The organism is Paenibacillus sp. 1011MAR3C5, assembly GCF_003591485.1.
Classification (GTDB): domain Bacteria; phylum Bacillota; class Bacilli; order Paenibacillales; family Paenibacillaceae; genus Pristimantibacillus.
The window spans coordinates 65,329-92,300 of record NZ_QZCF01000003.1; the positions used below are offsets into that span (position 1 = coordinate 65,329).

At 47.1% G+C, this 26,972-nt stretch carries 25 protein-coding genes and 4 pseudogenes; 19 read left to right on the plus strand and 10 right to left on the minus strand.

Features of this window, described 5'->3' with window-relative positions:
- Nucleotides 1–241 precede the first annotated feature (241 nt).
- The 4 genes and pseudogenes from D3P07_RS27480 to D3P07_RS10000 all read left to right on the plus strand — a co-directional run.
- Nucleotides 242–674 (plus strand): annotated as a pseudogene (locus D3P07_RS27480) (group II intron reverse transcriptase/maturase); the annotation flags it as partial.
- A 58-nt stretch (nucleotides 675–732) separates the two neighbouring features.
- Nucleotides 733–1,239: pseudogene (locus D3P07_RS27875) on the plus strand (DUF6886 family protein).
- A 91-nt stretch (nucleotides 1,240–1,330) separates the two neighbouring features.
- A complete protein-coding gene (locus D3P07_RS09995; protein ID WP_220482019.1) occupies nucleotides 1,331–1,438 on the plus strand; it encodes a putative holin-like toxin in 108 nt (35 codons plus the stop codon).
- A 243-nt stretch (nucleotides 1,439–1,681) separates the two neighbouring features.
- Complete coding sequence (locus tag D3P07_RS10000; protein WP_182914251.1) at nucleotides 1,682–2,803, plus strand: DUF4303 domain-containing protein; 1,122 nt, start codon at nucleotides 1,682–1,684, stop codon at nucleotides 2,801–2,803.
- Between the two features lie 362 nt (nucleotides 2,804–3,165).
- On the opposite strand, the gene D3P07_RS27485 is transcribed toward D3P07_RS10000, so the two are convergent.
- Nucleotides 3,166–3,288, minus strand: a complete 123-nt coding sequence (locus D3P07_RS27485) for a hypothetical protein (protein WP_259391429.1) — start codon at nucleotides 3,286–3,288, stop codon at nucleotides 3,166–3,168.
- Nucleotides 3,289–3,547: 259 nt separating this feature from the next.
- Here D3P07_RS27485 and D3P07_RS10005 point away from each other — a divergent pair, with 259 nt between their 5' ends.
- Nucleotides 3,548–4,012 (plus strand): GNAT family N-acetyltransferase, encoded by a 465-nt coding sequence (locus tag D3P07_RS10005; RefSeq protein ID WP_119800091.1) that lies wholly within the window; start codon nucleotides 3,548–3,550, stop codon nucleotides 4,010–4,012.
- A gap of 861 nt (nucleotides 4,013–4,873) precedes the next feature.
- Here the strand turns inward: D3P07_RS10005 and D3P07_RS10015 are convergent.
- On the minus strand, nucleotides 4,874–6,184 hold the full coding sequence (locus D3P07_RS10015; protein WP_119800093.1) for an amidohydrolase family protein: 1,311 nt from the start codon (nucleotides 6,182–6,184) through the stop codon (nucleotides 4,874–4,876).
- Nucleotides 6,185–6,341: 157 nt separating this feature from the next.
- Between D3P07_RS10015 and D3P07_RS10020 the strand changes: the two genes are divergently transcribed.
- Together D3P07_RS10020 and D3P07_RS10025 are read left to right on the plus strand one after the other, a co-directional pair.
- Nucleotides 6,342–6,770, plus strand: coding sequence for a MarR family winged helix-turn-helix transcriptional regulator (locus tag D3P07_RS10020; protein ID WP_119800094.1), 429 nt, complete (start codon nucleotides 6,342–6,344; stop codon nucleotides 6,768–6,770).
- 880 nt (nucleotides 6,771–7,650) lie between these two features.
- Entirely contained in the window at nucleotides 7,651–8,559 is a 909-nt protein-coding gene (locus D3P07_RS10025) for an AraC family transcriptional regulator (protein WP_119800095.1), read from the plus strand.
- A gap of 265 nt (nucleotides 8,560–8,824) precedes the next feature.
- On the opposite strand, the gene D3P07_RS10030 is transcribed toward D3P07_RS10025, so the two are convergent.
- Entirely contained in the window at nucleotides 8,825–9,199 is a 375-nt protein-coding gene (locus D3P07_RS10030; protein WP_119800096.1) for a hypothetical protein, read from the minus strand.
- Nucleotides 9,200–9,646: 447 nt separating this feature from the next.
- Between D3P07_RS10030 and D3P07_RS10040 the strand changes: the two genes are divergently transcribed.
- Entirely contained in the window at nucleotides 9,647–9,952 is a 306-nt protein-coding gene (locus tag D3P07_RS10040) for a hypothetical protein (RefSeq protein WP_119800098.1), read from the plus strand.
- A 13-nt stretch (nucleotides 9,953–9,965) separates the two neighbouring features.
- The gene (locus D3P07_RS10045) at nucleotides 9,966–10,424 is read left to right on the plus strand and encodes a type II toxin-antitoxin system VapC family toxin (protein WP_119800099.1); all 459 of its coding nucleotides are present in this window, start codon (nucleotides 9,966–9,968) and stop codon (nucleotides 10,422–10,424) included.
- 31 nt (nucleotides 10,425–10,455) lie between these two features.
- Here D3P07_RS10045 and D3P07_RS10050 read toward each other — a convergent pair whose 3' ends face one another.
- The 4 genes from D3P07_RS10050 to D3P07_RS10070 form a co-directional block, all read right to left on the minus strand.
- Nucleotides 10,456–11,148 carry a Dph6-related ATP pyrophosphatase gene (locus tag D3P07_RS10050; RefSeq protein ID WP_119800100.1) on the minus strand — a complete coding sequence of 231 codons (693 nt, stop codon included), beginning with the start codon at nucleotides 11,146–11,148 and terminating at the stop codon, nucleotides 10,456–10,458.
- A 44-nt stretch (nucleotides 11,149–11,192) separates the two neighbouring features.
- Nucleotides 11,193–13,481, minus strand: coding sequence for a preprotein translocase subunit SecA (locus D3P07_RS10055; RefSeq protein WP_119800101.1), 2,289 nt, complete (start codon nucleotides 13,479–13,481; stop codon nucleotides 11,193–11,195).
- Between the two features lie 25 nt (nucleotides 13,482–13,506).
- The gene (locus D3P07_RS10060; RefSeq protein WP_119800102.1) at nucleotides 13,507–14,217 is read right to left on the minus strand and encodes an ABC transporter permease; all 711 of its coding nucleotides are present in this window, start codon (nucleotides 14,215–14,217) and stop codon (nucleotides 13,507–13,509) included.
- A gap of 228 nt (nucleotides 14,218–14,445) precedes the next feature.
- Nucleotides 14,446–15,381 carry a LytTR family transcriptional regulator DNA-binding domain-containing protein gene (locus D3P07_RS10070; protein ID WP_119800103.1) on the minus strand — a complete coding sequence of 312 codons (936 nt, stop codon included), beginning with the start codon at nucleotides 15,379–15,381 and terminating at the stop codon, nucleotides 14,446–14,448.
- Between the two features lie 189 nt (nucleotides 15,382–15,570).
- Between D3P07_RS10070 and D3P07_RS27490 the strand changes: the two are divergent.
- The 4 genes and pseudogenes from D3P07_RS27490 to D3P07_RS10090 all read left to right on the plus strand — a co-directional run.
- Nucleotides 15,571–15,911, plus strand: a pseudogene (locus tag D3P07_RS27490) (serine hydrolase); the annotation flags it as partial.
- A gap of 170 nt (nucleotides 15,912–16,081) precedes the next feature.
- A complete protein-coding gene (locus D3P07_RS10080; protein WP_119800104.1) occupies nucleotides 16,082–16,564 on the plus strand; it encodes a DUF2975 domain-containing protein in 483 nt (160 codons plus the stop codon).
- A 10-nt stretch (nucleotides 16,565–16,574) separates the two neighbouring features.
- Nucleotides 16,575–16,787 carry a helix-turn-helix domain-containing protein gene (locus D3P07_RS10085; RefSeq protein ID WP_119800105.1) on the plus strand — a complete coding sequence of 71 codons (213 nt, stop codon included), beginning with the start codon at nucleotides 16,575–16,577 and terminating at the stop codon, nucleotides 16,785–16,787.
- 195 nt (nucleotides 16,788–16,982) lie between these two features.
- Nucleotides 16,983–17,608, plus strand: a pseudogene (locus D3P07_RS10090) (FMN-dependent NADH-azoreductase).
- Between the two features lie 156 nt (nucleotides 17,609–17,764).
- On the opposite strand, the gene D3P07_RS10095 reads toward D3P07_RS10090, so the two are convergent.
- On the minus strand, nucleotides 17,765–18,097 hold the full coding sequence (locus tag D3P07_RS10095) for a DUF1904 family protein (protein WP_116046997.1): 333 nt from the start codon (nucleotides 18,095–18,097) through the stop codon (nucleotides 17,765–17,767).
- Between the two features lie 302 nt (nucleotides 18,098–18,399).
- Here D3P07_RS10095 and catA point away from each other — a divergent pair, with 302 nt between their 5' ends.
- The 4 genes from catA (at nucleotide 18,400) to D3P07_RS10115 (ending at nucleotide 22,583) form a co-directional block, all read left to right on the plus strand.
- Nucleotides 18,400–19,059, plus strand: coding sequence for a type A chloramphenicol O-acetyltransferase (catA, locus tag D3P07_RS10100; RefSeq protein WP_119800106.1), 660 nt, complete (start codon nucleotides 18,400–18,402; stop codon nucleotides 19,057–19,059).
- A gap of 178 nt (nucleotides 19,060–19,237) precedes the next feature.
- Nucleotides 19,238–19,921, plus strand: a complete 684-nt coding sequence (locus D3P07_RS10105) for a response regulator transcription factor (RefSeq protein WP_119800107.1) — start codon at nucleotides 19,238–19,240, stop codon at nucleotides 19,919–19,921.
- The gene (locus D3P07_RS10110; protein ID WP_119800108.1) at nucleotides 19,915–21,372 is read left to right on the plus strand and encodes a sensor histidine kinase; all 1,458 of its coding nucleotides are present in this window, start codon (nucleotides 19,915–19,917) and stop codon (nucleotides 21,370–21,372) included. Before D3P07_RS10105 ends, D3P07_RS10110 begins: the two co-directional genes overlap by 7 nt.
- 80 nt (nucleotides 21,373–21,452) lie before the next feature.
- Complete coding sequence (locus D3P07_RS10115; RefSeq protein WP_119800109.1) at nucleotides 21,453–22,583, plus strand: TolB family protein; 1,131 nt, start codon at nucleotides 21,453–21,455, stop codon at nucleotides 22,581–22,583.
- A 493-nt stretch (nucleotides 22,584–23,076) separates the two neighbouring features.
- On the opposite strand, the gene D3P07_RS10120 is transcribed toward D3P07_RS10115, so the two are convergent.
- Both D3P07_RS10120 and D3P07_RS10125 read right to left on the minus strand, forming a co-directional pair.
- Nucleotides 23,077–23,769, minus strand: coding sequence for a queuosine precursor transporter (locus tag D3P07_RS10120; RefSeq protein ID WP_119800110.1), 693 nt, complete (start codon nucleotides 23,767–23,769; stop codon nucleotides 23,077–23,079).
- 227 nt (nucleotides 23,770–23,996) lie between these two features.
- Nucleotides 23,997–25,283 (minus strand): copper amine oxidase N-terminal domain-containing protein, encoded by a 1,287-nt coding sequence (locus tag D3P07_RS10125; RefSeq protein WP_119800111.1) that lies wholly within the window; start codon nucleotides 25,281–25,283, stop codon nucleotides 23,997–23,999.
- A 243-nt stretch (nucleotides 25,284–25,526) separates the two neighbouring features.
- On the opposite strand from D3P07_RS10125, the gene D3P07_RS10130 reads away from it, so the two are divergent.
- Nucleotides 25,527–25,865, plus strand: a complete 339-nt coding sequence (locus D3P07_RS10130; protein ID WP_119800112.1) for a PadR family transcriptional regulator — start codon at nucleotides 25,527–25,529, stop codon at nucleotides 25,863–25,865.
- 45 nt (nucleotides 25,866–25,910) lie between these two features.
- The gene (locus D3P07_RS10135; protein WP_119800113.1) at nucleotides 25,911–26,951 is read left to right on the plus strand and encodes an HAAS signaling domain-containing protein; all 1,041 of its coding nucleotides are present in this window, start codon (nucleotides 25,911–25,913) and stop codon (nucleotides 26,949–26,951) included.
- The last annotated feature ends 21 nt before the right edge of the window (nucleotides 26,952–26,972 follow it).

Genomic DNA, 26,972 nt, shown 5'->3' on the forward strand with positions numbered 1-26,972 from the left:
AAAGTCTCGAACGGGGGCTGGAGAACGCCTGCCGTTGGCCAAGAGCAAGGGTGTCCATCGCGAGGTGGAATCTGAAGGAAGCTGGAGGCAAATGCACGAGCCAAGGTTCGCGTTCTGGATTCGAGGCAGGGCTAGTCGATGAAGTCACCTACACATGGCGAAATCCCAAGTCGCCAAGGACTACTTCTGTAAACGTCAGTGGCTGAGGGCAGAAAGATGACGTTCTTATTCTTAAGGAGGCCTGCGGAATACGCGAAGTCACCAGAAAATCTCGCAAGAGAGCTCACGGCAAAGAGAAGCGGTGAAGCCGTCAGGGTATGCCGAAGCGCCGAGTTCTTCGTCGGCACAAGTCGCCCCTTCCTCTCGCGAAGGGAATAACGACTTGTTGGAACGAATGCTGAGGGGAGATAACCTCAGGCTCGCCTACAAGCGAGTGGTGCAGAACGGAAGAGCACCTGGCGTGGACGGCGTAACGGTAGCGCAGCTACAAGCTTACCTGAAAACACACTGGGAAGCGGTGAAAACCGAACTCCTGACGGGAACATACAGACCCGCACCAGTCAAACCGGTGGAAATCCAAACCCAGAGGCGGCGTGAGGCTGATCGGCATCCCGACCGCAATGGACCGCTTCCTCCAACAAGCCCTTCTACAAGCGATGAACCCAATCTTCGACTCAGGATAATTCATTACGTATATGGAATATAACGGTAACTAAACCAAGGAGGACTTATATGCTATTTCACTTTAGTGAAGATAATAGTATCGAAATGTTTGTACCTAAAGAGAAACAAAATCGTCCCGATTTTCCTGCGGTAGTTTGGGCAATTGATGGAGAAGTTTACATATTATTTCCCTAGGGATTGTCCTCGTATTGTATGTAAAAGAAACGAAGCAACAACTGACGAACATTTACAACTTTTCTTTAACAATACAATTGCTAATACCATAGTGACAGTAGAAAGTGATTGGTACACAAGGATTTCAAAGCAAACATATTTAGATATTGCTTTGATAATGAGGGTTTTGATCTTTTTGATAACACAGCGGGATATTATATATCTCGTCAAGTAGTGAAACCTAAATCGGTTGAAAAATATGAGAATCTGATAGAGAGATTACTCCAAAAAGGAATTGAATTGAGATTTACAACAAATTTAAATCCACTTAGAGAAGCGATACTGGTTTCCGACTTTGAAGGATTCAGCATACATAGATTTAATAATGCAAGAAAACTTTAATGATTACTTACAAATTATGCTATAATTAGACTAGCACATAGAACGGCTTGCAAGGGCGGTCGGCTACCTCTCAAAGAAGGGAGGGATGCCCATGGAGGTTAAAGACGCTTTGACGTTGATGATCGGTTTTGGCGCGCTTATTATAGCGCTGCTGACGCTGGTGGTCGCCATCGTCGCAGCAATTAACCAAAAGAAATAGACCGCCCCTCTGCTAGGATGACGGTCTATTTCTGATCACATTCCCGAAGCCGACCGCCTTTGAAGCGGTCTACTGTGCCGAGGAGTCGTGTTGTCGCACGGCTCCTTCTTTAGTTTTATTATAACTGTGCAGGTTTATACATGCAACATACAGAATTGTACGGGTGGAATATTGTCTTTGAATGGTTACTCCTGAGTCATTAATAAAATTTAAATAGTTATATCTATGAAAGGGGGATATCATGTGAACTTGTATTATTCCATGATAGGTCGATTGCTGGACGGGAGGACATCAATTCGCAATGAGGGATATTACATCATGGATGATCAGAATGAGGTTGTGTTTAGCAAGAAAGCGCCGATCTACACGGAAATCGTGACAATTGAGCGTTTTACGGACGCATTGGCCGAAGGGTGCAGACATGTTCTTCGTTCTTTCGCTGAAACCTCCGATAACAAACAGGTGTATGCTTTTAGCCTGTGTGCGGATGAATACAGCAGCATCTATGTATATATGAACACGATAAGTTGTTTTGAGAAAACGCTAGAAAAGTATCAGAGCAAAAATGCCGATTATAAGAAACAGGATCGGATTCAATCGCTGAAGTATAATTGCGGGGATTTCGATTTTCAGTTTTGGCAAGACCACATGGGTCAGAATGGACGGTACGTCTCACTTTTTGAATCGATTGCTTATCGTTCCGAGGACGTGGACAAAGGAGAATTCGAACAGGCTATTGCGGGCACTGCTGTTGTCGCATTTGAAGCGGGGATCATCGAAAATGGATATTATGTTTGCGCGCTCGAGGCGATGCAGCGTCTGGTGGACGAGGGTGCGTTTGACATTTTGAATAAAGCCGATGATTTTATTGCCTATACTTTTACGAGAAATGATTATTTGGATTACGGTCTCGTTATGAGAAAGACGATCGAGCGGGATTTGTTTTACCGGGTGTTCCCGGATATTCAGAAGTCGGATGAGCAGTTTAACGAGGAAATGAACCGGAACAGGCAATTGTCGGTTATCGATTCCATCGCTTATTGGTCTGATGCCATTCATAGCGATTATAGTTTAGAACCACCGTTTACCTATGTTAAGCCTGCTATGGAGGTATTTGTGCAGCTTGAGCATTTTGGCAATGAATTGGCCAAGGAATGCCTTGAAAGACTGACGGCGCTCGCGAGTCTGAATAGTTTCGACAGAAAAGACTATGAGAGACTTGGATTTTACATCGAGGCCCTATACTTCTGTGGCCCATTGACATCTGAACAAACGAAACAGTGCATTGAAATCGGCCTAAAACTAACCGAGGCAGGAGATATTCTAATCGAATATGCCAAGGAATTGGAAGCGATAGCAAGCTGAATCGTGGGGATTATAACCGACAGCTGGAGCGATTGGATCTCGTATGAGGGGGAATCCGATTGCGACTGGAGAGAAGTAAGAGCCGAGAGGCCGCGTCGGACACGGGGTGGAGGGCTGTAACCGGGGCGGTCGGGTCAGTGGTTGTTGAATGGCATATTGCACCTTGCTTCCGTCCATCCATCCTTCAACGTGAAGGAACCGAAGGAAGCACTTGAGCGTCCGGGTGCCTGGTGTACGAGGCTTGCCCTGACATCATGTGCCCAACATACATACTGGCGAACGTGGTCGGCGGTCAGTGCTTTCAGCTTGAGAGTCGGGTACCATTCAGTCAGCCAACTCTGACTCTTGTCGTCGTTCAGCGTTCAGGGCTTCAAGACTTCCGTTTTCTTGGCTCGAAGAAACAGGGCGAAGTAATAATCAAGCGGATGGTGCAAGGTGATCGCAGCGGAAGTTAATCGTTCGCGTGTTGCTGTAGCCGTGGGCATATGAATCGCTCCTCTCAAAATGAGTAAAAAAAACCGCTAAAGGTTGGCGGCAACGAACCGGTTCATATAGAATAATTAAAAATCCTGGAAACCCAAGCGAACCAGCCATACATCTCATATTTTGTCAATCAACGTGCGTTAATGGGCAGCATTGTTGAACAGTGATAAGATGAACAGCATCACAAGTAACGGTAAAGTATAATTATAACGATACAATACATGGCTACTTATTCATTTTCCGTAAAAAGGAGAATCGACCTTGAATGAAAAAACTTTATATTCGTCTAACCTCGTCATTAGAAGCGCAGTCGTCGACGACGTCGACAAGCTGCGCGATGTCTTTCGACGTGCATCGCTGACAATTGAGGGCGACCGTGATCTCATCGCCACTCATCCTGAGTGGCTCGTGTGGGACGACGCGATGTTGCCGTTCACGCGTGTCGCTATTATTGACGGGCGGGTCGTCGGCTTTGCTTCGGCACGTCCTATCGACGACTTCCTCGAACTCGAGGATCTGTTCACTGATCCTGACTGGATGCGCCAAGGCGTCGCGAGTGTCCTGATCGAAGACATTGCGCGTCGCGGTGTGCGTGTAGAGGTGACCGCAAACCCACACGCGATAGGATTTTATGAATCCGTTGGCTTCGTCGCCAGAGGCGTCGCCAACACACAGGGTGGGCCGGTGCCGCGGATGTACCTCGATGTCACGCGTGCTCGACCTTGAAATCATTAGAGATGTAGAAACTTAGTCAACTCAGATATCAAAAAACACTTATATAAGCACCCCCTCATTACGTTAACGGGCACGACTTGCAAACAACATTCAACAACCTGCAACAAATACGTTAGGACCGGTCCATACCCAGCCCACCCTTCCGGGTGCTACCTTGCTTCACTTGGCATTTTGTTGGCGTTCCGTCCGGCTTAGGAGCCACAGTTGGATACTTCGCCTTGGCTCAAACCATACTGTTCCGCCAGCCCCGTCGTCTACGGGCTTCTTGCTCCCTAATTCCTCCCTAGCGTAGCCAAGGGAGATCGTTGCAAATGAGCTTTGGCATATCCTCAGATGCATTTCCCGCCGCGCTGATCGGAACCCCTACTTTTTAACGTTGGAACTATTCGAGCATGGGGGTTCGTGAGGGGATAAGAAGCTGGAGCGATTGGATTTCTTACTCGGAGAATTCGACTGCGACGGGGGACAAGTAAGAACCGAGAGGTCATGTTGGACGTAGGCTGGAGGGCTGCGACAGGTTAGGAGCAAGTTTCCTGTTGCGGCCCTTTTTGGGCTTTTCGTTCAACAGTTTTAAATTTAGTGAATGTGGAGCGAAAATGAACATAAATGGAAGTGAAGAACGATTTGAACCACGGGCTAACTACATAGCAGGAGGGTTACTACGTTGGGTCCAGGATGGTACTTTTATTGAAATTGACAGCAAAGTTTTTACTAAAGAGGAAATGATCTATTTGGCAAAATCAATGTTCAACTAACAGGCAGTTTAATTACAAAGACGTACAGCGGGGCACTCCTCGAAGTAGAGTGCCCTGCCACAAAGTGTTTTAACTAATATTACAAAAGTGAAAAAAATTAATTCAGTTTTTGCACACCATTTAACCAAACAGCTTTAATGGATAGGGTATCCGAGATATTGGTTGTCGGATCGCCATTGACCAGTACAAGGTCAGCTCGCGCACCTTCGGCAATACGGCCGCGATCGTTAAGACCAAAGCAACGGGCTGGTTTCGCGGTAGCTGACTGAAGCGCTTCTATCGGAGTGAACCCGGCTTTCACCAGCAATTGCATTTCATGATGGACGCTGGCTCCATGAGCAAGGCCGCCAAGATTCGGAACGGGAACCGGAGCGACATCCGTCCCTACCAGAATATCAACTCCGGCACGGTGAAGGTCCATCACATTCTTAAAGCTGTTCTCCATATTGCCTTGTGGAAACGTATTGAAACTGGAGTTCAAGATATCGATCCAATCCGGACTTAATTTGGAATGAACACGCGGATCATTCGCCAATTCCGATGCCGGATTTCCAATAATAGATGAATTCAACACCAAGCACGGTGTAACAAAAGCGCCTGAATCCGCTATGGACCTCACTAATTCGGACGTATACTCGGGTCTGTCGATAAACAAGTGGCCCAAACCATCGACTCCAAAGTCGATGGCTTCTTGCGATGAACGGGCCGTCAAGACATGGGCGATGACCAACTTATCGAACTTGTGGGCTTCTGTCACGGCTGTTTTCAGAATCTCGTCGCTTAGTACGGGCAGGCCAGGCGCACCCATGACCGTTCCTTCCTCAATCATGATCTTAATATAGTCGGCTCCATTTTCCACTTGAGTATGCACATGTTTAATCGCCTCTTCCACCGTCGTCACTTGCGGTATTTCTTCATGATCGTGAGCGTATGCAGCCAACATCGCTTCCCGGTCTTCCTCCGATAACTTCTCTAGTTCCTTTAATACGAATTCCGGTATTTCATCTCCATCTGGCAGTAATTCATCCGGGTGTCCCCCCGGAGCGGTGATCGCTGTGCCAGCAGAACGGACGTCTGCGACGTCATCCACATTTTTCAACTGAATCTCGCGCCCTCTTTTAGTAAAATCGCCGTTCATTTCGAGTTCTGTTGTAACGCCGAATTTTAAGGCATCTCGTAATCCTCCGATTGAAGTGTGAACATGTGCATCAATTAGACCTGGCATTAGAGTCGCATTTTTTCCATCTATAATCGTTGCATCAGCTGGAAGGTCTCCGCCCACTGAAATAATGTACTCTCCCTTAATGACAACATATCTGGGCGTAATAATTTGATCCCCATCAAAGATACGTACATTTGTAATCGCCGTAACTTGTTCCAACGCAGCATTTTGAGCTACCTTCTCCATTTGAATTCCTCCCAAGTGTTTTCTATTAAACAATTCGAAGTATAACTGTTAGCCTTCTAACTGTCAATAAACTAATGTTCGTTTGACACGAATGCTGGATCTTTGTATAGTTTATTTACTTACAGTTAGTTTTCTAACAATATGGGGAGGTACGATCATGAAGCCTCGCAAGGATACGCCTTATCTGGATTTGTTTCAGATTATTGGCCTTAAGTTAAAGAAAAAAGCGGACGATAGCATAAAAGAATTAGGATTAAACGCTCAACAAGGAAAAATAATTGGCTATATCTACGAAAATCAAGAAACTGAATTAATTCAGAGGGATCTTGCCGATCGGTTTCATCTGCGCGGGGCTAGCATTACAAGTATGCTTCAAGGTCTTGAGCAAAGAGGATTTATCGAGCGTAAAATCCCAGCCAATAATGAACGGCAAAAAAATATTTATGTTTTACCAAAGGCCGTTGAATTGATTGAAGACTTTAATGACTCCTTCCAAAAGGTGGAGGACGAAATCGTTCAAGTTCTTACCGAAGAAGAGAAGCAAACCTTAAAGGAATTGTTGATCAGAATTAATGAACGCTTATAATTGCGGTTGGAAGCTGCCTCAAAGTGGCTTGGAGTTCCTCGTTTCATTAGGCTATGTCATATTGTCCAAAAAACGGAGATTAAAAGCTCAATAACGACTACGACGATTGATTAAACTATCGGGTACGATAGTTCAATGTGGACCGGTTTGCAAACAGCCTGCCAACAACCATTCAACAGCTGCAAACAGACAAAAACATCGTCCACACCCCAGTCCATCCAACCTTCCGGGTGCTACCTTGCTTCGATTGGCCTTTTTGTTGGCGTTCCGTTCGGTTTGAACCACCACAGGTGTATACCTTACCTTGGCTCAAACCATACTGTTCCGCCAGCCCCGTCTACACGTGCTTCTTGCTCTTGAATTGCTCCCAAGCGTAGCCAAGGGAAGTCGTTGCACATTGGCGCAAGCATATCCTCTGAGTCATTCCCGCTGCGCTGTTCGGAACCCCTACTTTTTGGCTTTGGAACTATTCGAGCATAGTGGTTCGTAGGGGGATAAGACGTTGGAGCGAGTGGGTTGGTTATGAGGAGAATACGGTTGCAACGGGAGAGGGAGAAAAGGCGTAAGGCCACGTCGGACGCGGGTTGAAGGGCTGTGACAGGTTGGGAGCAAGTGACCTGTTTCGGCCCTTTTTGGGCTTTTCTGTAAACAGCTTGCAAACAAGAGCCCGGCGAAAGCAGTTGCAGGACGACTAGAGCCAGACAGGACAGCTGGCTGTTGAACGCTCACGGCGAAAATCGATCATTCGCATGTTACGATTGACGTTGGTCTATGAATCGTTTCTCTAAAAATGGATGCACAAGGTTTTGCATAAAATGGACAAAAAATGTGAAGAAATCCATCTAACTTAGTTATATAGTATGGGTGAGAGGAGGAACGCATGGATAGCTCCGATAGAACTGAAGCCGTTATCAGCTATATTGAGTCCAATATTCTGGATATCGATTATGATGAAATTGCAAGAATTGCTTGTTGTCCATTGGGACTTTACCACAGAATTTTCTCTTATATAACAGGTATTTCAATTGCCGATTACGTGAGACGTCGAAGATTAACCTTGGCGGCTATCGATTTAATTAATGCAGAGCAGAAGGTCATTGATGTAGCGCTAAAGTATGGGTATAACTCTCAAGCTGCCTTTTCACGAGCATTCAAAGAGCACACTGGCGTACCGCCATCACTTGTGACACCCGATTTGAATTTGAGGCTGTATCCACGAATGTCTCTTCATTACATTAATGAAACTTATCGGATTGAGAAAGGGAGGAAGACTATAGTGGCTAAATTGACGACGATTGAGTTTGTGCACTTTGGTGGCTATAAGATGGTTGGTAAGGAGATTAGAGCCAAAATAAGTGAACTAGGTGCATTCTGGAAAAAGTGTTTCGAGGAAGGTATGTATGACCCGTTGATCAAAATGAAGGAATATCTTCCCGACGATATCGACGAGTATGTTGGCTTTTTTAAAGGCTACAACGACGACGATGACAGCGTTAATTATGTTGTAGGAATGTTTATGAAACGAGATGTTCCAATACCTGATGGTTTTGTTGGATATGATGTTCCAAAGCAGACTGTGGCAAAGGCTTGGATTGAAGGTGAAGAAAATGATATCTACAGCAACGCCTACTTGCTTACAACAGAGGCTATAAAAAAACATGGATATGAAACTGATTGGAGCAGCTATTATTGGTGTGAGGTGTACACAGACCAACGCTTTGGAATCCCGAAATCAAAGGGTGAAAAAATCCTGACACTGGATATCTACATGCCATGTGTAAAAATATAATAACATGTAGCCCGAGGTCATGGCGGCTTATATGTATATCCGAAGTCAACGTCCAGGTACAGCAGCAGCGAAGGCTTTGGCTATACCACCACCATATGTAAAATAGTTTTATTCGCGTTGCTCTTGAGACAAGGAAAGCAAGCGGTCTTGCGTACGTACTAAAAGGGAGGATTGACGCGAGGGAAGGGAAAAAGACTGACCCCGAACGAGTAAGGACCAGTCTGCGAGAAATCACGATTGCGGTGGGATTATATCCCTTACATAATTATAGGAAAGTAACCTTGATTACATCCCTGCCAATGAGTGTCCCCGAACTGTTATAAACCAATGCGAGAATATTAAAGTTTCCGTTGGCCAGCATGATCTTCGTACTGTTCGGCAGCGTATGACGAATATCGTATCCGCTGGATGGCACGTTGATCTTGCCCGAATAATAGGATAATGATCCGTTGTTCGTCTCCTGAATGTGGATCTCGTACTGGTAAGCCCCGGTCGGCTTCGTAATGCCAATATAATCCGGAACAGCGCCGATGCTATTCGGATACGGGTTAAACACATAAACCCCATTGGCCGCGCTCGCTTGGGAAGCGATCCCGAGCAGCAAACCGAGGGCCATGACAAGCGACAACATTTTCTTCATTAATCATTCCTCCTAGTAAGGTTCGTCTTACCCGTTCTGGCCGAAACGGGGATGTACCTTTGCAGAGAGCTCTCGCGATAAATATATCATCATTTAGTAGAAGTAACTATATTTAGAATTTTGAATTGTATGTCTATTTCTATCGGAATCTTTTTCGGTCAAAAGGAGGTTGCTCATGGCGGCAACCTCCTATATATGCTTTGCTCTACAGCGACTCGTCAACGAGAGTCTGCATTGGACGCGGGTTTGAGGGCTGTGACAGCTTGCCAGGGGGGCGAGCTGTCACAGCCCTCTTTGGCGTTTTCGTTCAACAACTGCGTTATTTTACCAATAGCCGATCGCCTTGCAGGAAACCGGAAACGGGCTTTCCACCCGACAATGCCCCCTGAAATCGACAAAATTCGACGAATCTTTATAAAAGATATACAGAAGGAGTGAATCTTGATAGTGAATAAATACAAAAGCTTCATTCAAAATCAATACGAAAAAGCGAAATCTACCGCTTCCGGATTCATATCTTCAAGAGGTGAAGAACAAGAAGAGGGGACTATAGAACTCAATTCACAATATTATGTTGAGCTGAAGGCAATCGCCGATATGCAAGGTACGAACGTACAAGCTTTCGTAAATGGAATCATTGCCCAGTATCTGGTAAGCGTAAACGCCCAATACGAATCAATTCCCATCTCAGTGGATCAAAAGGAAGAAAATCCGCTTCTGTATTTGGATGGTATTTGCAAACTTGAGGATTAAGGAGTGCCGACATATGGATAACCATTTGAACGTTCAGGATACCATTTTTCTGGATGAAACAGCTTTAGCCGCTTTAATGAACCCTGATAACCCACGCTATTTAAAAGCCCGTTCCCTGTTTCTGGATTTGCATGATCTTGAACGTAATTACGTGACGACCAACTCCATTATATTTGATCTTCATGAATGGCTCTGCAATGAATACAGCTATCAGCAGGCGGAATTTTTTCTGAATGCCATTGATAAAGCAGTGAGTAACGGCAAGCTTGAAGTCATCTCCAGCGGCCCCGAATTTGTGAGGGAATCGCGCAGACTGCTTATAGACAGGCCCGAGCTCCGTTTCTCTCTCGGTGAAGCTTTAACTGCTGTCACGATGTCTTATTATCAGGTAAAACGCATCTTTACTTTCAATCGCAATTTCATGATGCTTGCCAATTTGGATAAGGATATTCGAATTATTCCATCCAATTAGATGGAACGATCAGATTGCAAGGCTACCATCTTCAAGTGCCTGGCAGTTCCAAAGGCATAAAGGCATAATCCCCGTTCTTAACGATGCTGCATTTGTGAACAGGTATAGGATGGTTGAAGATGGGGCCATCAATTACGGTGGTATGGAACTCGCCGCCTTCTCCACATGGGTCAATACCACGAGCGATCATTTCCTTAATGAAGTCGTAAGTTAGCGTTCGTCCCAAATCTTCTTCCCGCATCCCCAATGCTAGATTTACAGTGACCAGAGTCGATTTAAAACCGAGATCGATAAATTGTTTGACAGCTTCATAGTGATCCATTTCCCATAGGGGCATGCCAAGCTTTAAGCCTGCTTTTTGGGTAACCTTGTCATGCCAGCAGTTATCAATAGGCATATCCAAATCTCCTGTGACTAACACCTCTGCGCCCTGACGCTTTGCGTGTTCTAAAAGAACCATAAATTTATTTTCATAGTCGTCCCAACTTGCAGCTGCTGTATAGAGGGGCAAGCCGATAGATTCAGCTTGGGCTTGGATAATCTCCGGAGGCATCCCATGGGATCTGGAACGTTTTCCTTCTTCCTCCATCATGACGATCAGTCCGATCGCTTCTCCAACCAACATAGATTTATACAGCGCCAGGACGCTATCTTTTCCCCCGCTAAAAGAAGCTATAAATTTATGCCCATGAGCGCCATTTTTCCAGTTTACCGTTTCGTTCATTTCTATCGTTCTCCTTTGTTAGTTGGCAAAGGTATGCTGCATCATCAAAATTTGGACAGCCTGTATACCGGCCACAATGCCAGCCTCAACATCTTACGAAGATAATAAGCCATTATTGTCGCTGGGGTCCATGAGCTGCGCTTGTTCTGGAGGTATTGATCATTGATCATATAAGTCCGAGTGGAAGTAGGGCTCTTCAGGCCGAACTTTTCCCACATTGCCGGATCATTCGAGCCTTCGAGTCTTACAAGCATATTCGCCGTCTCACTATTTATTTTAGCCGGAATTTGCTCGTAGGCTTGGGTGATTTGCACATGGAATTCGTCGATCGGATTGCGGCTGGCAAGGCTCTCCAAGTGGATGCCTTCGCGAACGTAAGAAACGTATGCCAGATGGTCAGCCCAGCACTCGTCGATATAAAAAAGCCGAACCCGCTGCTCCGAAGGACTCATCGGCTTCTCGCCTTTCAAAATTCCGAGCCGCTCCTCGTATAGAATTCGCCTCTGATCCTCCACCATATCCGAATAACCGTTCAGTTCCTTGCGGATATGGAAGTTTTGGGCCATAGCAACGCGCTGAATATGCGAGATTTTGCTGTGGAGCAAGGGCTCTTTGAGCGCCTCATCTTGCCTAAGACCGCGAACCCATTTATCGATGCCGAACTGAAGCATCAACTCGTCCTCCAAACTAACGAAAAAAATGGAAGCTCCCGGGTCGCCTTGACGGCCGGAACGCCCGCGCAGCTGGTCGTCGATCCGTAGGCTTTCGTTCACATGTGTACCAATCACGTACAACCCGCCCAGCTTGGCGACAGCTTCTGCTTGCATGGGGTTCCCGCCGCCAAGCCGAATGTCGACGCCGCGCCCCGCCATATTGGTAGACACCGTCACGGCGCCGATTTCTCCCGCTTTGGCGATGATCTCGGCTTCTTTTGCGTCGTTCTTCGCATTCAGAACATGGCAAGGCACGTCGGCGACCGCTAGCGACTCCGCCAGCATGTCAGACTCCTCGACACTTGACGTACCAATGAGAATCGGACGTCCCGTCGCATGGACGGACGAGATTTCATGTACAAGCGCCTTAAGCTTGGCCGCTTTATGGGTATAAATCCGGCGCGGATGGTCGATCCGTATGTTTGGCCGATTCGGCGGAATTTGCACAACCTGCAGGTCATAAATATCTTCAAATTCCATTGCGGAAGCGTGCGCGGTAGCCGTCATTCCGCATGCCTTCGGATATAGGCTAAGGAAGTGTTGAAGGGTGATCGTCCCGAGAATTTTTCCGCCGGATTTCGACTGCAGCCCTTCTTTGGCCGTAAGCGCGGCTTGCAGCCTGTCCGGCAAATGCCTGTTCTTCGCCACGCGTCCCGTATATTCGTCGATCAGCTCGATTTTCCCGTCCCGGACAATGTAGTCCACGTCTTTTTTTAATAACACTTCCACATGCAGCGCGCAATTTAATGACGATAACAAATGACTATTATGACTTTCGTACAAATTGCCGCATCCAAGCAGCGATTCTACTTTTGCAGAGCCCGCTTCATTCAAATAAACGTTCCGATTGGACTCGTCGAAGTCGTAATGCTCAAGCGGCTCGAGCTGCCGAGCCACTTCCGCGAAATGTATGTCGTCATTGCTGGAAGAGTCCGACTCGCCGGCGATGACTAGCGGGACCCGCGCTTCGTCGAGAAGCAGCGAATCCGCTTCGTCAACGATGACGTAGTGGAAAGGACGATGCACGGTATCGGCTTCGTCTAGCGCAATCGTGTCGCGCAAATAATCGAATCCCGCCTCTTTGGCCGTCACATAGGTTACATCCGCAGCGTAGGCTTCCCGTTTCTCGGACAGGCTCATGCCAGCTTGAACCGAGTTTATCGTTAACCCGAGGAAACGGTAGATTGGGCCCATCCACTCCGCATCTCGCTTTGCCAAATAATCGTTGAAGGTCAGCACATGAACGCCTTTGCCGGTCAGCGCATTTAGATAAGCAGGCATAACTGCAGAGAGCGTTTTTCCTTCGCCGGTATGCTGCTCGATCAGAAATCTCTCGTGCAGAGCGATGGCTGCCATGATCTGGACCTCGTAGGGCTGTAATCCGAGCTTTCGCTTCGCTGCCTCGCAGACTAACGCATAGGCATCCACAAGCAGTTCGTCCAAAAGCGTACCCGATTTTGCTTCTTTTTGAAGCCGGAGGGATTCCGCTTGAAGCTGCCCATCGTCCCATGCTTCCAAATTCCGTTTCCTGATAAGCTCCGCTTTATCCTGATAGTCTTTCAGCTTATTCTCTGTAACGCGGTCTTTGAATTTTTGCATCAACTTGACGGCTATATTCATCGGAATTCGATCCCTCCCAAGTTTCCTACTCATCCTGTAACCGTCGTTGATACAAAACAACAGCTACAGTTGTTAAAACAACCGTCCATGCCAATATAATGAGGAGGGGTTTTAATAACTCTCCTGTTGTAAAGCCTGTATTGCGTATGCTTAGCAAATGCACAAGTTGAACGCTTGGCGTATAATCCAGCACTTTGAAAATCGGGAAATCACCAAATAATAATGTTGCAACTGGAGGCGCGGTAAATATCATCGCTGCAGGAATGATAGATAATGATGCTTCAAGTAACGTCTTGGAGAATAAACCGCATATCGTCCCGACTGCTGTGTATAGAATAATCGAAAGAATGATTGCTGCCACAAACGCCCATAGACTAGCCGGCTCATAGCCCAATATAGAGGTAGCAATAGTCAGAATAATAGCAGACATCACAAAGACTAGAGTGCTTTTACCGATTAAAACATCTATGGTTGTGGCAGGTGTCATCATTAATGTTCGTAAAGTGTTGCGCTCCTTTTCCTCCGCAATCAAGCATGCTTGTGCTAAACACGTTAGTAACACAAAGGAAGTATTTAGAAGAAAACCGATTGCTCCAGGCAAAGACGGGCCTGCACTACGAAAAAGAAATGCGAAGAGAATTGGAACAAGCAAACAAATCGATACTCCATAATTGCGGGAAAATTCTTTATAATCCTTCACAAATACCGCTTGAGCACGTTTCAATGAGATACTCATCGTAACTCACTTCCTGTCATTTTAATAAAGATATTACCTGGTCTTGGCTCTTTCGTTTCTAATTGATCAATCAACCCTCGCTTCATCCAATCGGCTATTTGATCAGCCGTTGATGGTCTAAGTATATAAAGATTCCATGCTTCTAACCATCAAAATCCGCCGAAATGTAGCTGTTATCGCCTGAATGGTACCACCCATGCTTGAATGGTTCGACAATTTCCCCGGAAATTAAATATTGAGAAGTGCTTTTAATTCTTGCAATTTTGAACGAGATAACGGTACCACGTCATCTTTACCTGTATTTAATCGCAAGCTGTAGCTATTCTTCGTCCATGTAATAATCTCTCTTACCTTTTGCAGATTAACGATATAGGAGCGGTGACATCTAAAAAATCCGAAATTCAATAATCTCTGTTCGAGCTCGGTTAGCGTCAAAGCACAGTCATAATGTTCTCCACTCACATGGACAAGGATCGAACCATTTATACTTTCGATATAATCGATTTCAGGCGGATTAAATAAAATCACTTTGTCCTTTCTTTTCGTAGAAATCTTCTGCAAGGTTATATTGACCTGATCTTGTTCCTGCACTTCCTGCTTATCCCCGTCAGAGTCCCGAATATCCAATGGATGAAATCCGGAATCATTCAATCGATAAATGGCATCACAGGAAATCATGGCATCCTCTAAATTCGACGTTAAAATTAAAATCTGCTTTTCTTCCGATAGGTCATCCAAAATTCGTTTCAATTGACGGCGATCTTGCTCTTCCAAGTAAAAATAGGGCTCCTCCAGTACAAGAGTAGGCTGATGCGCAAAAAAGACACGCAGCAAGGTCACATACATCCTTTTCGATGAGCTGAGGTCCTTGATTTTTACTTTCCGTTCTTCTTTTAAAGCAAAATAATCGATTAACGAAGCGACACGCTCATTCCTCTCCGTTACGTTGATTAGAAAGGTAAGTAGTTCTTCCACAGTTAAACGCATATACTCGTTTTGCCCAGCTCGAAATAAATAATAGTGGGAATGATCCATTAATTGATTCATTAAAAACTGCTTTCGCTTCAAGTCCGTTATAATGCCAATCGACTGGTTCGATGTCATATGTAATTCGATCTTCGGCAGAAATAATTCATCATTATCATACATGGGTTGAAATTGCATGCTGTCCTCCCAATCAGTTCCTCTATAGGATATATAGAACAATTATAATGTTGGGATAATTGTTTGTCAGTTTCTATTAAAAAACAATGCATTTTTGCTAGGACAGATGTATGCCCATCCTTTTGAAACGCCTGCGTATACTGACGGAGGGCTGCAAGATTATTCCAGGTTATGGGGTGTCATAACGGAGCTCGATTCACGCAACTATTTACAGGGGGAGCAGAACAATTATTATCCGGCCAATCAGCTGCAGCCAAGACCCAGAACGAATACAAGACGCCTTTGTGGCCTGATGATGCGGATAACTCATTGGCATACGGTCTCGGTTGGGACAGTGTTAATCTGTATCCTTTCGGCGAATATGGGATGAAGGCGCTGACCAAAGGCGGGGCCACGGCCTCTAACAGGCGTCGCCCGTTGTGCTTCCCGAGCAGGATATAGCGGCAGCGGTCGTCACTTCCGGCGGATACAACCAGCTTATGGCGAACGAGATCCTGCTTCAGGCGCTGAAGGAGAAAGGGACAAGGGCTGTGATAGGCTGCCGGGAGGGCGGCTTGTTGCAGCCCTTTTTTTGTTCTGGTCAAGCGAGAGTATCACAACTTATAACAACAAAAATATATCTAAATTCGTCATAAATTTATTGTAAAACGATAAATATATGCTAGAATAAAATGAATTCAATGAAGTGAGGGGCTTTCTTATGAGACGAGGAACAACATTCTTATTGAAGATGACAATTGCTTTAATGGGAATTGCAGCTCTTGCATTGTGCGTTTTTCTGGTGCCTGAAATCGCGAATTTCGCGGGGGAATTGTATCCGAACAGGACGTATATGGAATCTCTCGTGTACATCGCATTATATGTGCCAGCGATTCCTTTTTACATCGCTCTATATCAGGCGCTTCAGCTTTTAAGCTACATCGACAAGAACATCGCGTTCTCGGAATTATCAGTGCAGGCTTTGAGGAATATCAAATACTGCGCGATTGCAATCAGTGGTTTGTTTGTGTTAAGCATGCCGATCTTCTATCTCATGGCGGACAAGGATGATGCTCCGGGAATAATCGTAATTGGAATGGTTATCATTTTTGCCTCCATGGTCATTGGCGTTTTTGCTGCCGTTCTTCAGAGGCTTTTGCAAGAGGCTATTGATATCAAATCAGAAAATGACTTGACGGTCTGAGGTGAACATTATGGCGATCATAATCAATATTGATGTGATGTTGGCAAAGCGAAAAATGAGCGTAACGGAGCTTTCGGAGAGGGTTGGCATTACAATGGCTAACCTCTCTATCTTGAAAAACGGAAAGGCAAAGGCAATTCGCTTATCAACATTGGAGGCTATTTGCAAGCACTTGGAATGTCAGCCGGGAGATATTTTGGAGTACAAAGACGATGAGGTCTAAGCATAGGGTAGGTATGACGATGGATGAATCAAACTCATCGATGGCCGAAGTGAGAGAAGGATGTTTCCACGGTAGCGCCATGAAACATGTGAGAATGATACGGGAACTTGGGCATGTCATTCGGTTTGTCACAAAACAGATCCGTTATTTGTCTGTATAGGTGTATCAAACTAGTGAGTGAGGGAGAGGCCGAAGTTGGAGAAACTGCTTGTTATTATTGCGCATCCCAAAGTAGAGAGCGAGTCGTCCGTAAGTTTGCAAGTGCTGGATCATTTTCTGAAGACTTATAAAAGAGTTCATGCGGAAGGGCTTGTCGAACAAATCGATTTATATCGAGCATACATTCCTTCGATAGATCGTACTTTTTTAAGCCTGCAGGAAAAAAGGCGACAGGAGAGCGTCTGAGCGGAGAAGAAGAGGAGCTCGATTCTCGGATGTCGAAGCTTCTTCAACAATTTAAAGGCGCGAAAAAATATGTTATTGCCATGCCGCTGCATAACTTTAACATTCCTTCCAAGCTGAAAGACTACATGGATAACATTCTGATCGCCAAGGAGACCTTTGCCTATACGGACAAGGGATCGGTGGGTCTGCTGAACGACGGCAGGAAGGTGCTTGTCATTCAAGCGAGCGATGGGATCTATACGAACCAAGATTGGTATACGGAAGTCGAGTATTCCCACAAATTTTTAAAAGCCATGTTCAATTTCATGGGAGTCGAGTATCAAATCATCCGTGCGCAAGGGAACTATTCTCTGGGAAGAGATGAAGTATTGGCTAAGGCCCTTCAGGAAGCCGATTCGGCGGCTGCATCCTTCTAGAGAAAGCGCGGTTCGAAGAAACCATAGAGTGGAAAAAGTGGTTCCAAAACCTTGAAAGGCGACCCCAATTGGGGTCGCCTACTTGTGTATACCGGCCTCGAAATCTGTAGAAAACGAAGTATCTGGCGGTTTCGACGGCAGTAATTATGTCATCAGCTAGGAACCATAGCGGCGTCCGTTCATATAAAAATTGTCCTCGCGGCCAACCCGGAAGGAAAGCTCCAAATCGGGTATACCGAGCGACCGGACATGCCTATCGATGGCCTCGGCCATCTTGTCGCGCACTTCATCTCCCCGCTCAAACCACCATACGTCGATGAACGGGTACGAATCGGTATATTTGCCGTCGAATATAGCGGTGACGTGCAGGCACTCTAAGGTGAAATTATCCGTTCCGCATTGGCATATGGCGGCCATCTCTTCTACGAGAGGTATGCTAATGGCACGTATGCCCTCGGCTGGAATTCCTCTAAAAATTAATTGCGGCATCTAATATCCTCCTGTCGATATGACGTTAGCTCTTGTCATTTTATTATTGTATATGTACAACTCTGTCTGTGGCAAGATGGCTCATCAGCGATCATAGATGATCTATCCATATCCTATAGGAGGTGTGCAGGATGCACGACGTTTACGGAGAGAACTATGTTATGATGGAGGAAGACGAAAGTATGGAGTTCCCGTTCTATTCACCTTTGAAGGAAAGAAAAAAACGATGAGGAATGTGATAGGAAATGGTTAAGTCAGTTGACGTTCCCTCCTAAACTACAAACATTTTAGGAGGGTGAACAATGAATTTTAATCGGATTAATATGGAGCGATGGGCACGAAAGCCATATTTTGAACACTATATGAATCAGGTAAGATGCACTTACAGCATGACGGCTAATCTTGATATTGCTGAACTGCGGACAGAACTTAGAGTCAGGGAGATGAAGCTATATCCAGCCCTGATCTACATGATTACGACGGTAGTTAATCGTCATCGTGAGTTCCGGACTTGCTTTGATGCGGAGGGAAGTCTTGGGTTCTGGGACCAGATGTCTCCCAGCTTCACCATATTCCATGAAGAGGATAAGACCTTCTCAAGCATTTGGACTCCGTATTGTGCAGAGTTTATCCAATTTTATGGCGGGTATCTCAAGCAGACGGAAACCTACAAGAATGCGACTCAGCTATTCCCTGATTCTAGCGAACCGCTGGGCACATTCCCCATCTCAAGCATTCCATGGGTGAACTTCACGGGATTTAATCTGAATGTTTATAACGAGGGAACTTACTTGCTGCCCATATTTACAATAGGAAAATTCGATAAGCTGGACGACAAGGTACTGTTGCCCTTATCTGTACAGCTTCATCATGCCGTTTGCGATGGCTATCATGCAGGCTTGTTATTCAGCGAGCTTCAAGAAATGGCGGCTGATTGCAAGAGCTGGCTGGCAGGGAATTGATCTTGAGTATGGCTGCAATCCTATAGATTGCAGTCATGTTGGAGTCGTGTTGACGCACGGCTCCTTTTTTAATTTCATTAGAACTGCCCTGATCTAGATATGCAAGTTGGATTTTGGTTCCAGCCGGAAAACTCTTATAATAGAAGAGACAATAACGACATGGGGCAGGTGGAATGCCATGCAAGCGAAGATTATGGTCATCGAAGACGAAAAAGCGATTGCGGATGCGATCTCCTATGCCCTGAAGCGTGAAGGCTACGAGGTGGAGGTCATCGATCGCGGGGATACCGCCGCGAAGCGTCTTGGAGAGATTCGTCCGGACGCCATCATCCTCGATGTGATGCTGCCCGGCATGGACGGCTACGACGTGCTCAAGAAGTTGCAGGATAAAGATGGGATCGGCGTCATTATGCTGACAGCCAAGGAAGACATCGTGAACAAGGTGCTGGGACTGGAGCTTGGGGCTGACGACTATATGACGAAGCCCTTCGACATGCGGGAGCTGCTCGCGCGGCTCAAGTCCCTCCTTAGACGGATACAGGCCGCCGGAGAAAAGAAGGAGCCAAATGAGATTCGGCTAGGCGGAGTGAAGGTGAGCGTCGCTAGAAGAACGGTTATTGCGGGAGAACGGAAGCTGGAGCTGACGCCCAAGGAGTTCGATCTAATGGCTCTGCTGGCAGCCAATCCAGATAGGGTCTATGAGAGGGAGCAATTACTGGACCTGGTGTGGGGGATGGATTATTACGGAGGCACGCGTACGGTAGACATTCATGTGCAGAGGCTGCGCAAGAAGCTGGGACCCGACTACGGCGATACCATCCAGACCGTTCATGGCATTGGCTACAGGGCGTCCGCATGGTGAGAGTTAGCATCAAGCTGAAGTTTAGCCTGTTCCTCGCCGGTCTGCTGCTGCTCACGGTATTCGTGCTAAGCCATTTGGTCCTGCAGGGAATCGAGCGGAATCAACGTACGCAGACAGAGGGTCTCCTTGCTCAGCAAGCCGACACGGCGAACGTCTATTTCATCCAATCCATTATGGAGCAATCCAGTAAAGTTCCCCAGACCTTCCTGGAGACCAATGGAGCGGCGTTCGGCGAGCAGCTAGCGCTGATCAGCGGGCAGCCTGTCGTGCTATACGATGGGAATGGCGTCATCATGGGGAGGAAGCATGCCCCTCCATCCGATAGCATCAAGCAGACACTGGCCTATGCGCTGAAGAACAAGACCGCTTATTTGGTGGAAGGGGAGTCCATGTATTATTTGACCCCGCTGCGCGCAGGGGGAGAGCAGGTTGGCGTCGTCCAATTTTATTACTCCCTCCGAGACCATCAAGCCTTCTACGATGAGATCAAACGATTGTTCATCTATATCGGTACAGGCGTATTCGTGCTTAGCTTCCTCTTGGCCTATTTGTTTTTCAACTCCTTCGCCCGCAGCATCATTAGGCTGAACGATACGGTTGGACGTATCCGAGAGGGACAGTTCGCTGTGCCAGACATGAAGCGGAGAGACGAGATCGGGGAGCTGGGAGCAGGCATAGCCGCCATGAGCGAACGGCTCATGGCTACGATGCGAGATAAGGACGAGGAGCGGGAGAAGCTGGCGCTAGCTGTTCGCAAGCTATCGGAGCTGGATCGGCAGCAGAAGGAGTTCATCGGCAATGTCACGCATGAGTTCAAGACACCGCTGACTTCCATTAAAGCCTACCTCGATCTGCTCGACATGTATCCCGATGACGAGGAGCTGCTGAACACGGCCAAAACCCATATCGCCGGAGAGGCTCAGAGGCTCTACGAGATGGTGGAGAAGGTGCTGCAATTGTCAGCGATGGAGAAATACGATTTTGAGTACAACAAGGAAATACTCGAGGTACGGGGTACAATTGAGTCGGTGCTGAGCAGCCTGAAGGGGAAGATGGACAAGTTCGGCCTCTCGCTGGAGACGGATTTGCACGAAGCCTACATGGAAGCCGACAAGGATTATATGAATATTGTGCTGGCGAACCTGCTGGACAATGCCATCAAATACAACAAGACGGACGGCCGTATTTGCGTAAGCAGCTTCGTCAGGGACAACGAGATCATCATCGAGATAGCCGACACGGGGATCGGCATTCCTGGGGAAGTCGCGGATCAAATTTTCGAAGCCTTCTATACGGTAGATAAGAACAGAGCCAGGGAGCATGGCGGCGCCGGACTGGGGCTATCGCTGGCGAAGCGCTATGCCGAGACGCAGGGAGGCAGCATCTCTATCGTGAAGTCGGATGGCAGCGGTACGACATTCCGAATGACGTTCCCGTTACAAACTCGCTGAATTTGTTTACAACTTGGAAACAACTCTATGCTGAATCGCAACATTCGGTTGGTATTGTATGCATTAGGGAGGCGAATACAATGAACAAAACAAAAGCAGCCATCATAGCATGCGTACCCGCCTTGTTGCTTGCGGTCACCGCTTGCAGCGGAGATAATGGAGGAAATCGCGAGGTTATTCGGGAGCCGGGGAAAACCATCACTATCATTGATAACGACAGCAAGACGCCGGAGGCGGGACCGGCCATTACGGTGGGCAGCATCAAACGGTATGAGAAGGTAGAAATATTCGGCTGGCTGGACGAAGATACGATCATCGTCTCACAGGAGAATGAAACGTTAGCGAAGATGAAGCTGGAGGAACTGGCGGATTTCTATCCCCGCAGCTTGTACCGGATGAATCTGCAGACGGGAGAACGTGTGCCGTTGAAAGAACAAGAGAACGTGTTCTTGGGCGGCGCGAGCTTGTCTCCGGACGGACAACATCTTATCTACCAGGAGTATACGCTCGGCGATCCCGTGTATCATGTCATGAACCTGGAAACGCTGAAGTCGTTCAGCTTGACCGGCGAGCCCATTGGAGGAGCCATGAGCGCCAGATGGACGGATGATGGAAGCATTATCGGCACTTCTTATGGGGGCGGAGCATACACAGCAACGACGAAAGGCGATATCGCCGTGCTTGAGGAATTAGGCGAAGGCGCACTGTTTGTCGTAGCCAAGCTCGGCAGCCGCGTCTATTATAACTCCAATTCGGATGAAACGCTGAGGGTGCTCCAGCTGGATACCAAAGAGACCAACGATATGGGTCTCGGTTCCGTGGGCAGCATCATTCCTTCGCCTGACGGCAAGCAACTGCTGGTGACGCAATACGAGAGCTCCAAGGTGAAGCTGACGCTGTGCGATCTGGACGGAGGGAATGCGAAGACGATTGCGGAAGGAGCGGAGCTTGGCGGGATTTCCTGGTCGGGGGATCAGCGGCTGATCGCGTACAGCATGCAAGCGGAAGTAAGCGGCGCGACAGTCAAAGGCTTGTACGTCCACGATCTATTGTCGGACCAAGCCGTCCGAATTGCAGCCGATGTCGACAATGCTGTAGACTCCTCGTGGAGCCCCTCGGGCGACAAGCTGACCTATTCGGTATGGAACGGCAGCAGCTACGACAGCAGCGTCGTCGAGATTCATTCTTCCTTAGAGCCAGGCGGGCAATAAATGAATGCAAAAATACAGAGCACAGCCAGTTCAAGCTGAAGCTCTGTATTTTTTTGTCCGGAACAGCTCATTCACACTCTAATCGCAAGATTATTGACCGTCCGATTCATCAATGCTTTAATCGTGACACCTGTTAATTCCGCCAATTGCTTAACGGTATAGCGCATGATTTCCTCACCTCGTGTTTGATTGTAAGGGCTCCTGAGGAGGGTCAAGGGTATGCTGTAGATTTAGTATAGGGGTTTTGAAGCTCGGAAACGAAAGGATTGACCGTGACAAAATAGGGGGTAGTTTGCTGATTACGCGCTATACTATTGCATACTCTGGCATCTAGGCCGATGCCTCTCCAAGGTTCTGTAAGAAGACATGTTCTGTGTGGCGATAGGGGAGTGGAAGTTGAACGAAGTCAGAAATGTAAACAACATCGCCACAAGGCTTACGAGCCTTGGGCGATGTTGTTTTACTGATTATGTCCAGCTGTCACTGGTGCAGCTTAGTCTTCCTTCACCTTCATATTTCTCGCCCAGTATAGAACGGGTGTAGCCAGGAAGGAGATGAGCAGCTTGAGCAAATAAGTTGTCAGGAAAATTTGGATCCAGATATCGAACGTATGCACCTTGTAGAAAGCAATTGTACAGAATACAAGGGAATCGAGAAGCTGACTGACAAGCGAGCTGCCGTTGATCCGAATCCAGAACTGATTGCGTACAGGGAACTTCTTTTTCAGATAGGCAAACACTCGTACGTCCAGGAACTGACTGACGAAGTAGGCGCACAAGCTTCCTGCCGCAACCTGTGGAAGGAACCCGAAGATCGCCGTCAGCGGCTCATGGGCAAAGTCCTCTGCCTGCGGAGTGAAGGCGAGTGTCATCTGCATCAAGATATTCGACGCAATAAGCGTGAAGAAGCCGAACCAGACCGCCTGCCTTGCGGCTTGCTGGCCGTACTTTTCATTGAGCAGGTCCGTCGTCATATAGATGGTCGTGTAGATCGTATTGCCCAGCGTCATGACGATAGCGAAGGTGCCGATGGACATCTCGATCGTTTTGGTCACCTGGATATTGGCGATAACGGTAGCAAAGCCGATCCAGGCGTACAGCCCCTTTTTGCCGAACATGCGGTAGCAGAGCAAAAAGAGGCCAAAGTGGACGAGCATAAACAGCACGCCCCATAGCAAATTAAACATAACAAAAAAGCCCCCTTAGTTTTGGTAACGCGGGATGGTCTCGAACCGCGACTGCCGATGCAGACAGCCACTATCATAACAGCTTTTCCGATTGGTGAAAAGTTAAATCTGCGCCCAGCCTTCTTACACACATAGTTCCGCCAGGTTGAATATACGGAAGACGGGCCAGGTATCAAAAAAAGCCGCCTCCAGGAATGGAGGCGACTTAATGCCGAACTTCTATTCATCTATTCTTCGATATAGAAATTGTTGTCACCAATCTGAATACTGCCCAGTTCTCCCCGGTTCTTATCCTCATGAATAAAGAACAATCGATGGGCAACTTCACCATCACTATAAGCAAGGACGATGGTATTGCCTGTTATACGGTATGATCCGGAAAGGTCTTTGCTGGACGTTCCCGTGGTCGTACCTCCCCCTTGGACAGTGCCGAGCATCAAACGGTTGCTTATGAAGGTGCCATCGGCATAAAAGGTGATTTTTTCGGTCCAGGAAGTTGAGCCGCCAGTAATGCCGATCAATCCCCAATACCCTCTGTAGACATACTCTTCGGACAGCTTCAGATTATTGGTTGCTGTCTTTACCCGTGACAAGACAACATCGTTGATGACCAGGTTTCCATCTTCCTTGCTGATGTTATAGGTATCACCATTGTCGAGTGTCAATACATTATTCTTGATCGTATAGCTGCTGCATTGGTCCTTCGTACAATCGATCGTCTCTGGCCCGCCATTGGGCGGTTCGCCGATTAATAACTTGCTGTTAGGCAGAAACGTGTACAGATCCCAGCAGATGCCACCGCAATCATAGCCGCCATAATCTGATCTGAATCCATAGTACATGCCTTGCAGCTTGCTTAAATCAACCGTATCCGTAGCAGCGGGCTTGTATTCGCCACTTCCCTTGGGAACAGGGGGGACAGTTACCGGTTTCACAGGCGCATTGGCCTCCTGCTCAGCTTCATACTCGGCTTTGATCCGTTCCAGCTCTTTATCAATTGCCGCTTGGACCTGTTCTTTCGACAAACCGACGGAATCCAGGAAAGAGGATGTATAAATCAAAATTTGGGGCTTATACGGATTCCAGGCGACCAGAGCATCGGTCGCTTCGCTAACAAAGCGAAGCGGTACCATCGTATGGCCATTCTGAATTTGGGGTGCTTGCAGCAGCGTGACAGAAGCTCCATTCACAGTGGCTTGCGTGCTGCCAATTTTCAAAACAATGGCTAGATCATCCTTTGTCCCGGTGACGACCCGATTGACGCTGTCCCACTCAACGTTCATTCCCAATGCTTCAAATAATGGTCGGAACTGAACAAGTGTGGTTCCCTTGATTTTGATGGGGTCTTTTTCGAACGCAATCACTTTTTCATCCAATTGAACTTGTATGGGATTGGCAGTTGCTTCAGCAGCTGCGCGGCCTTGCCATGCGACGAGGGTAATTGCAATTACGAGCAACGCTATGATTCCCGTCATAAGACGGGATACGCCAGTCGAGTGCTTGTAAGCTGTCATCGTCTTGATCAAGCCTCCTAATTGAACCGTTTTTTAAAATATAAACGATATCGCTACTTGGAAACAGGGCCATATGGAATAATTTATAACATTCAATACTTTAGACCTGTCTATGGATGAGGTTGTAAATGTGCGTTGAATCCGGATTGCCGGATTGTTAGAAAAGATGGTGTACATCCTATTATATAGGGCTATTTACAATAGTGTGTGACACACAGTATAATGACATCAGGAGTTGATCATATGGCAGGAGTGGAAGAAGTTTTGGGCGGTTTGCTGCAGGAGCTTCGTCGAGGCACGCTTATTATTAGCGTATTAAGCCAGCTGTCAGAACCGCAATACGGCTATTCGCTTGTTGCGATGCTGGAATCCAAGGGGATTACGATTGATCCGGGAACCCTGTATCCGCTATTGCGCAGGCTTGAGAAGCAGGGGCTTCTTAAGAGCGAGTGGGATACGCAGGAGACAAGGCCGCGCAAATATTATTTGCTCAGCCCGATGGGGACTGAGGTTTATAACCAGCTTTGCAAGGAATGGAGAACGATGGCAGCCAACATGGATCGGCTGATCGGCGCAGACTAAGGCAGGCTTCATTAATGAAGGAGATACGGCGAAGGGGGAAGGCGTATGGAATTGGTATTAAGGTATGTGCATGCTGTGATAAGCAGGCTGCCAGTTGAGCAGCGGGACGATATTGAGAAGGAGCTGCGCGGACTGATCGAGGATATGCTGGAGGAGAGGAAGGGGCATGATAGCGGATCGGCAGACACTGATGACATCGAGGCCGTACTGCTTGAGTTAGGTCCGCCGGCGGAGCTGGCAGCCAAGTACAGCGGGCGCAAACGTTACTTGATTGGCCCAGAGCTATTTGACAGCTATATACGTGTGTTGAAGATTGTTGGTATGGCGCTCGTTATCGCGATGAGCGTTGTATTGATCATTGATATGCTGCAGACGAATATCAGCAATCCTGCCGAGGCATTCAGCGGCATCTTCACCAGGTGGATCGTTTCCATCATGGAAGCGGGAATGCAGGGCTTTGTATGGGTTACGGTTATCTTTGCTTTGCTGGAATACAAGGGAGTCAGGGACGCTACGGCATTGGCAACAGGGGAGAAGAAGGCTTGGCAACCATCCGATCTGTCGCCAATCCCGAATTCAGAGCTGCAGATCAAACGATCGGAGCCCATCTTCGGCATTATCTTTACCGTGCTGTTTACCGTCATTTTTATCAGCATGCCTGAATGGATTGCCATACACATTTCACATTCGGGTGAATATTATTATGCCCCAGTTTTTGATATAGAAAGATTAACGTCTTATGCGCCGCTGATTTGGGTTAGCGCAGCCCTTCTAGTACTGAAGGAGATTCTGAAGCTTGTAGCGGGGAAATGGTCGAAAGGGCTATTGGTATATCACGTTGTCATCAGTGTTCTGCTCTTTATAGCCGCTTTGATCCTATTTGCCGACGGTTCGGTATGGAATGGACAGTTTACGCTTCAACTGCAAGAGATTGCCGGGCAAATCACGGACGGCAAAGACTTTGCCGCGGTTCTGTCAATTTGGAATAATGTCACTGATCGTATTCTCTATTTCATCTTTGTATTTTTTATAATCGACCTTGCGTTGCTTCTACACAAAGCTTACAAGCTTAGAAGGTATCTGTAACGGATTCATAATTTCATTTGA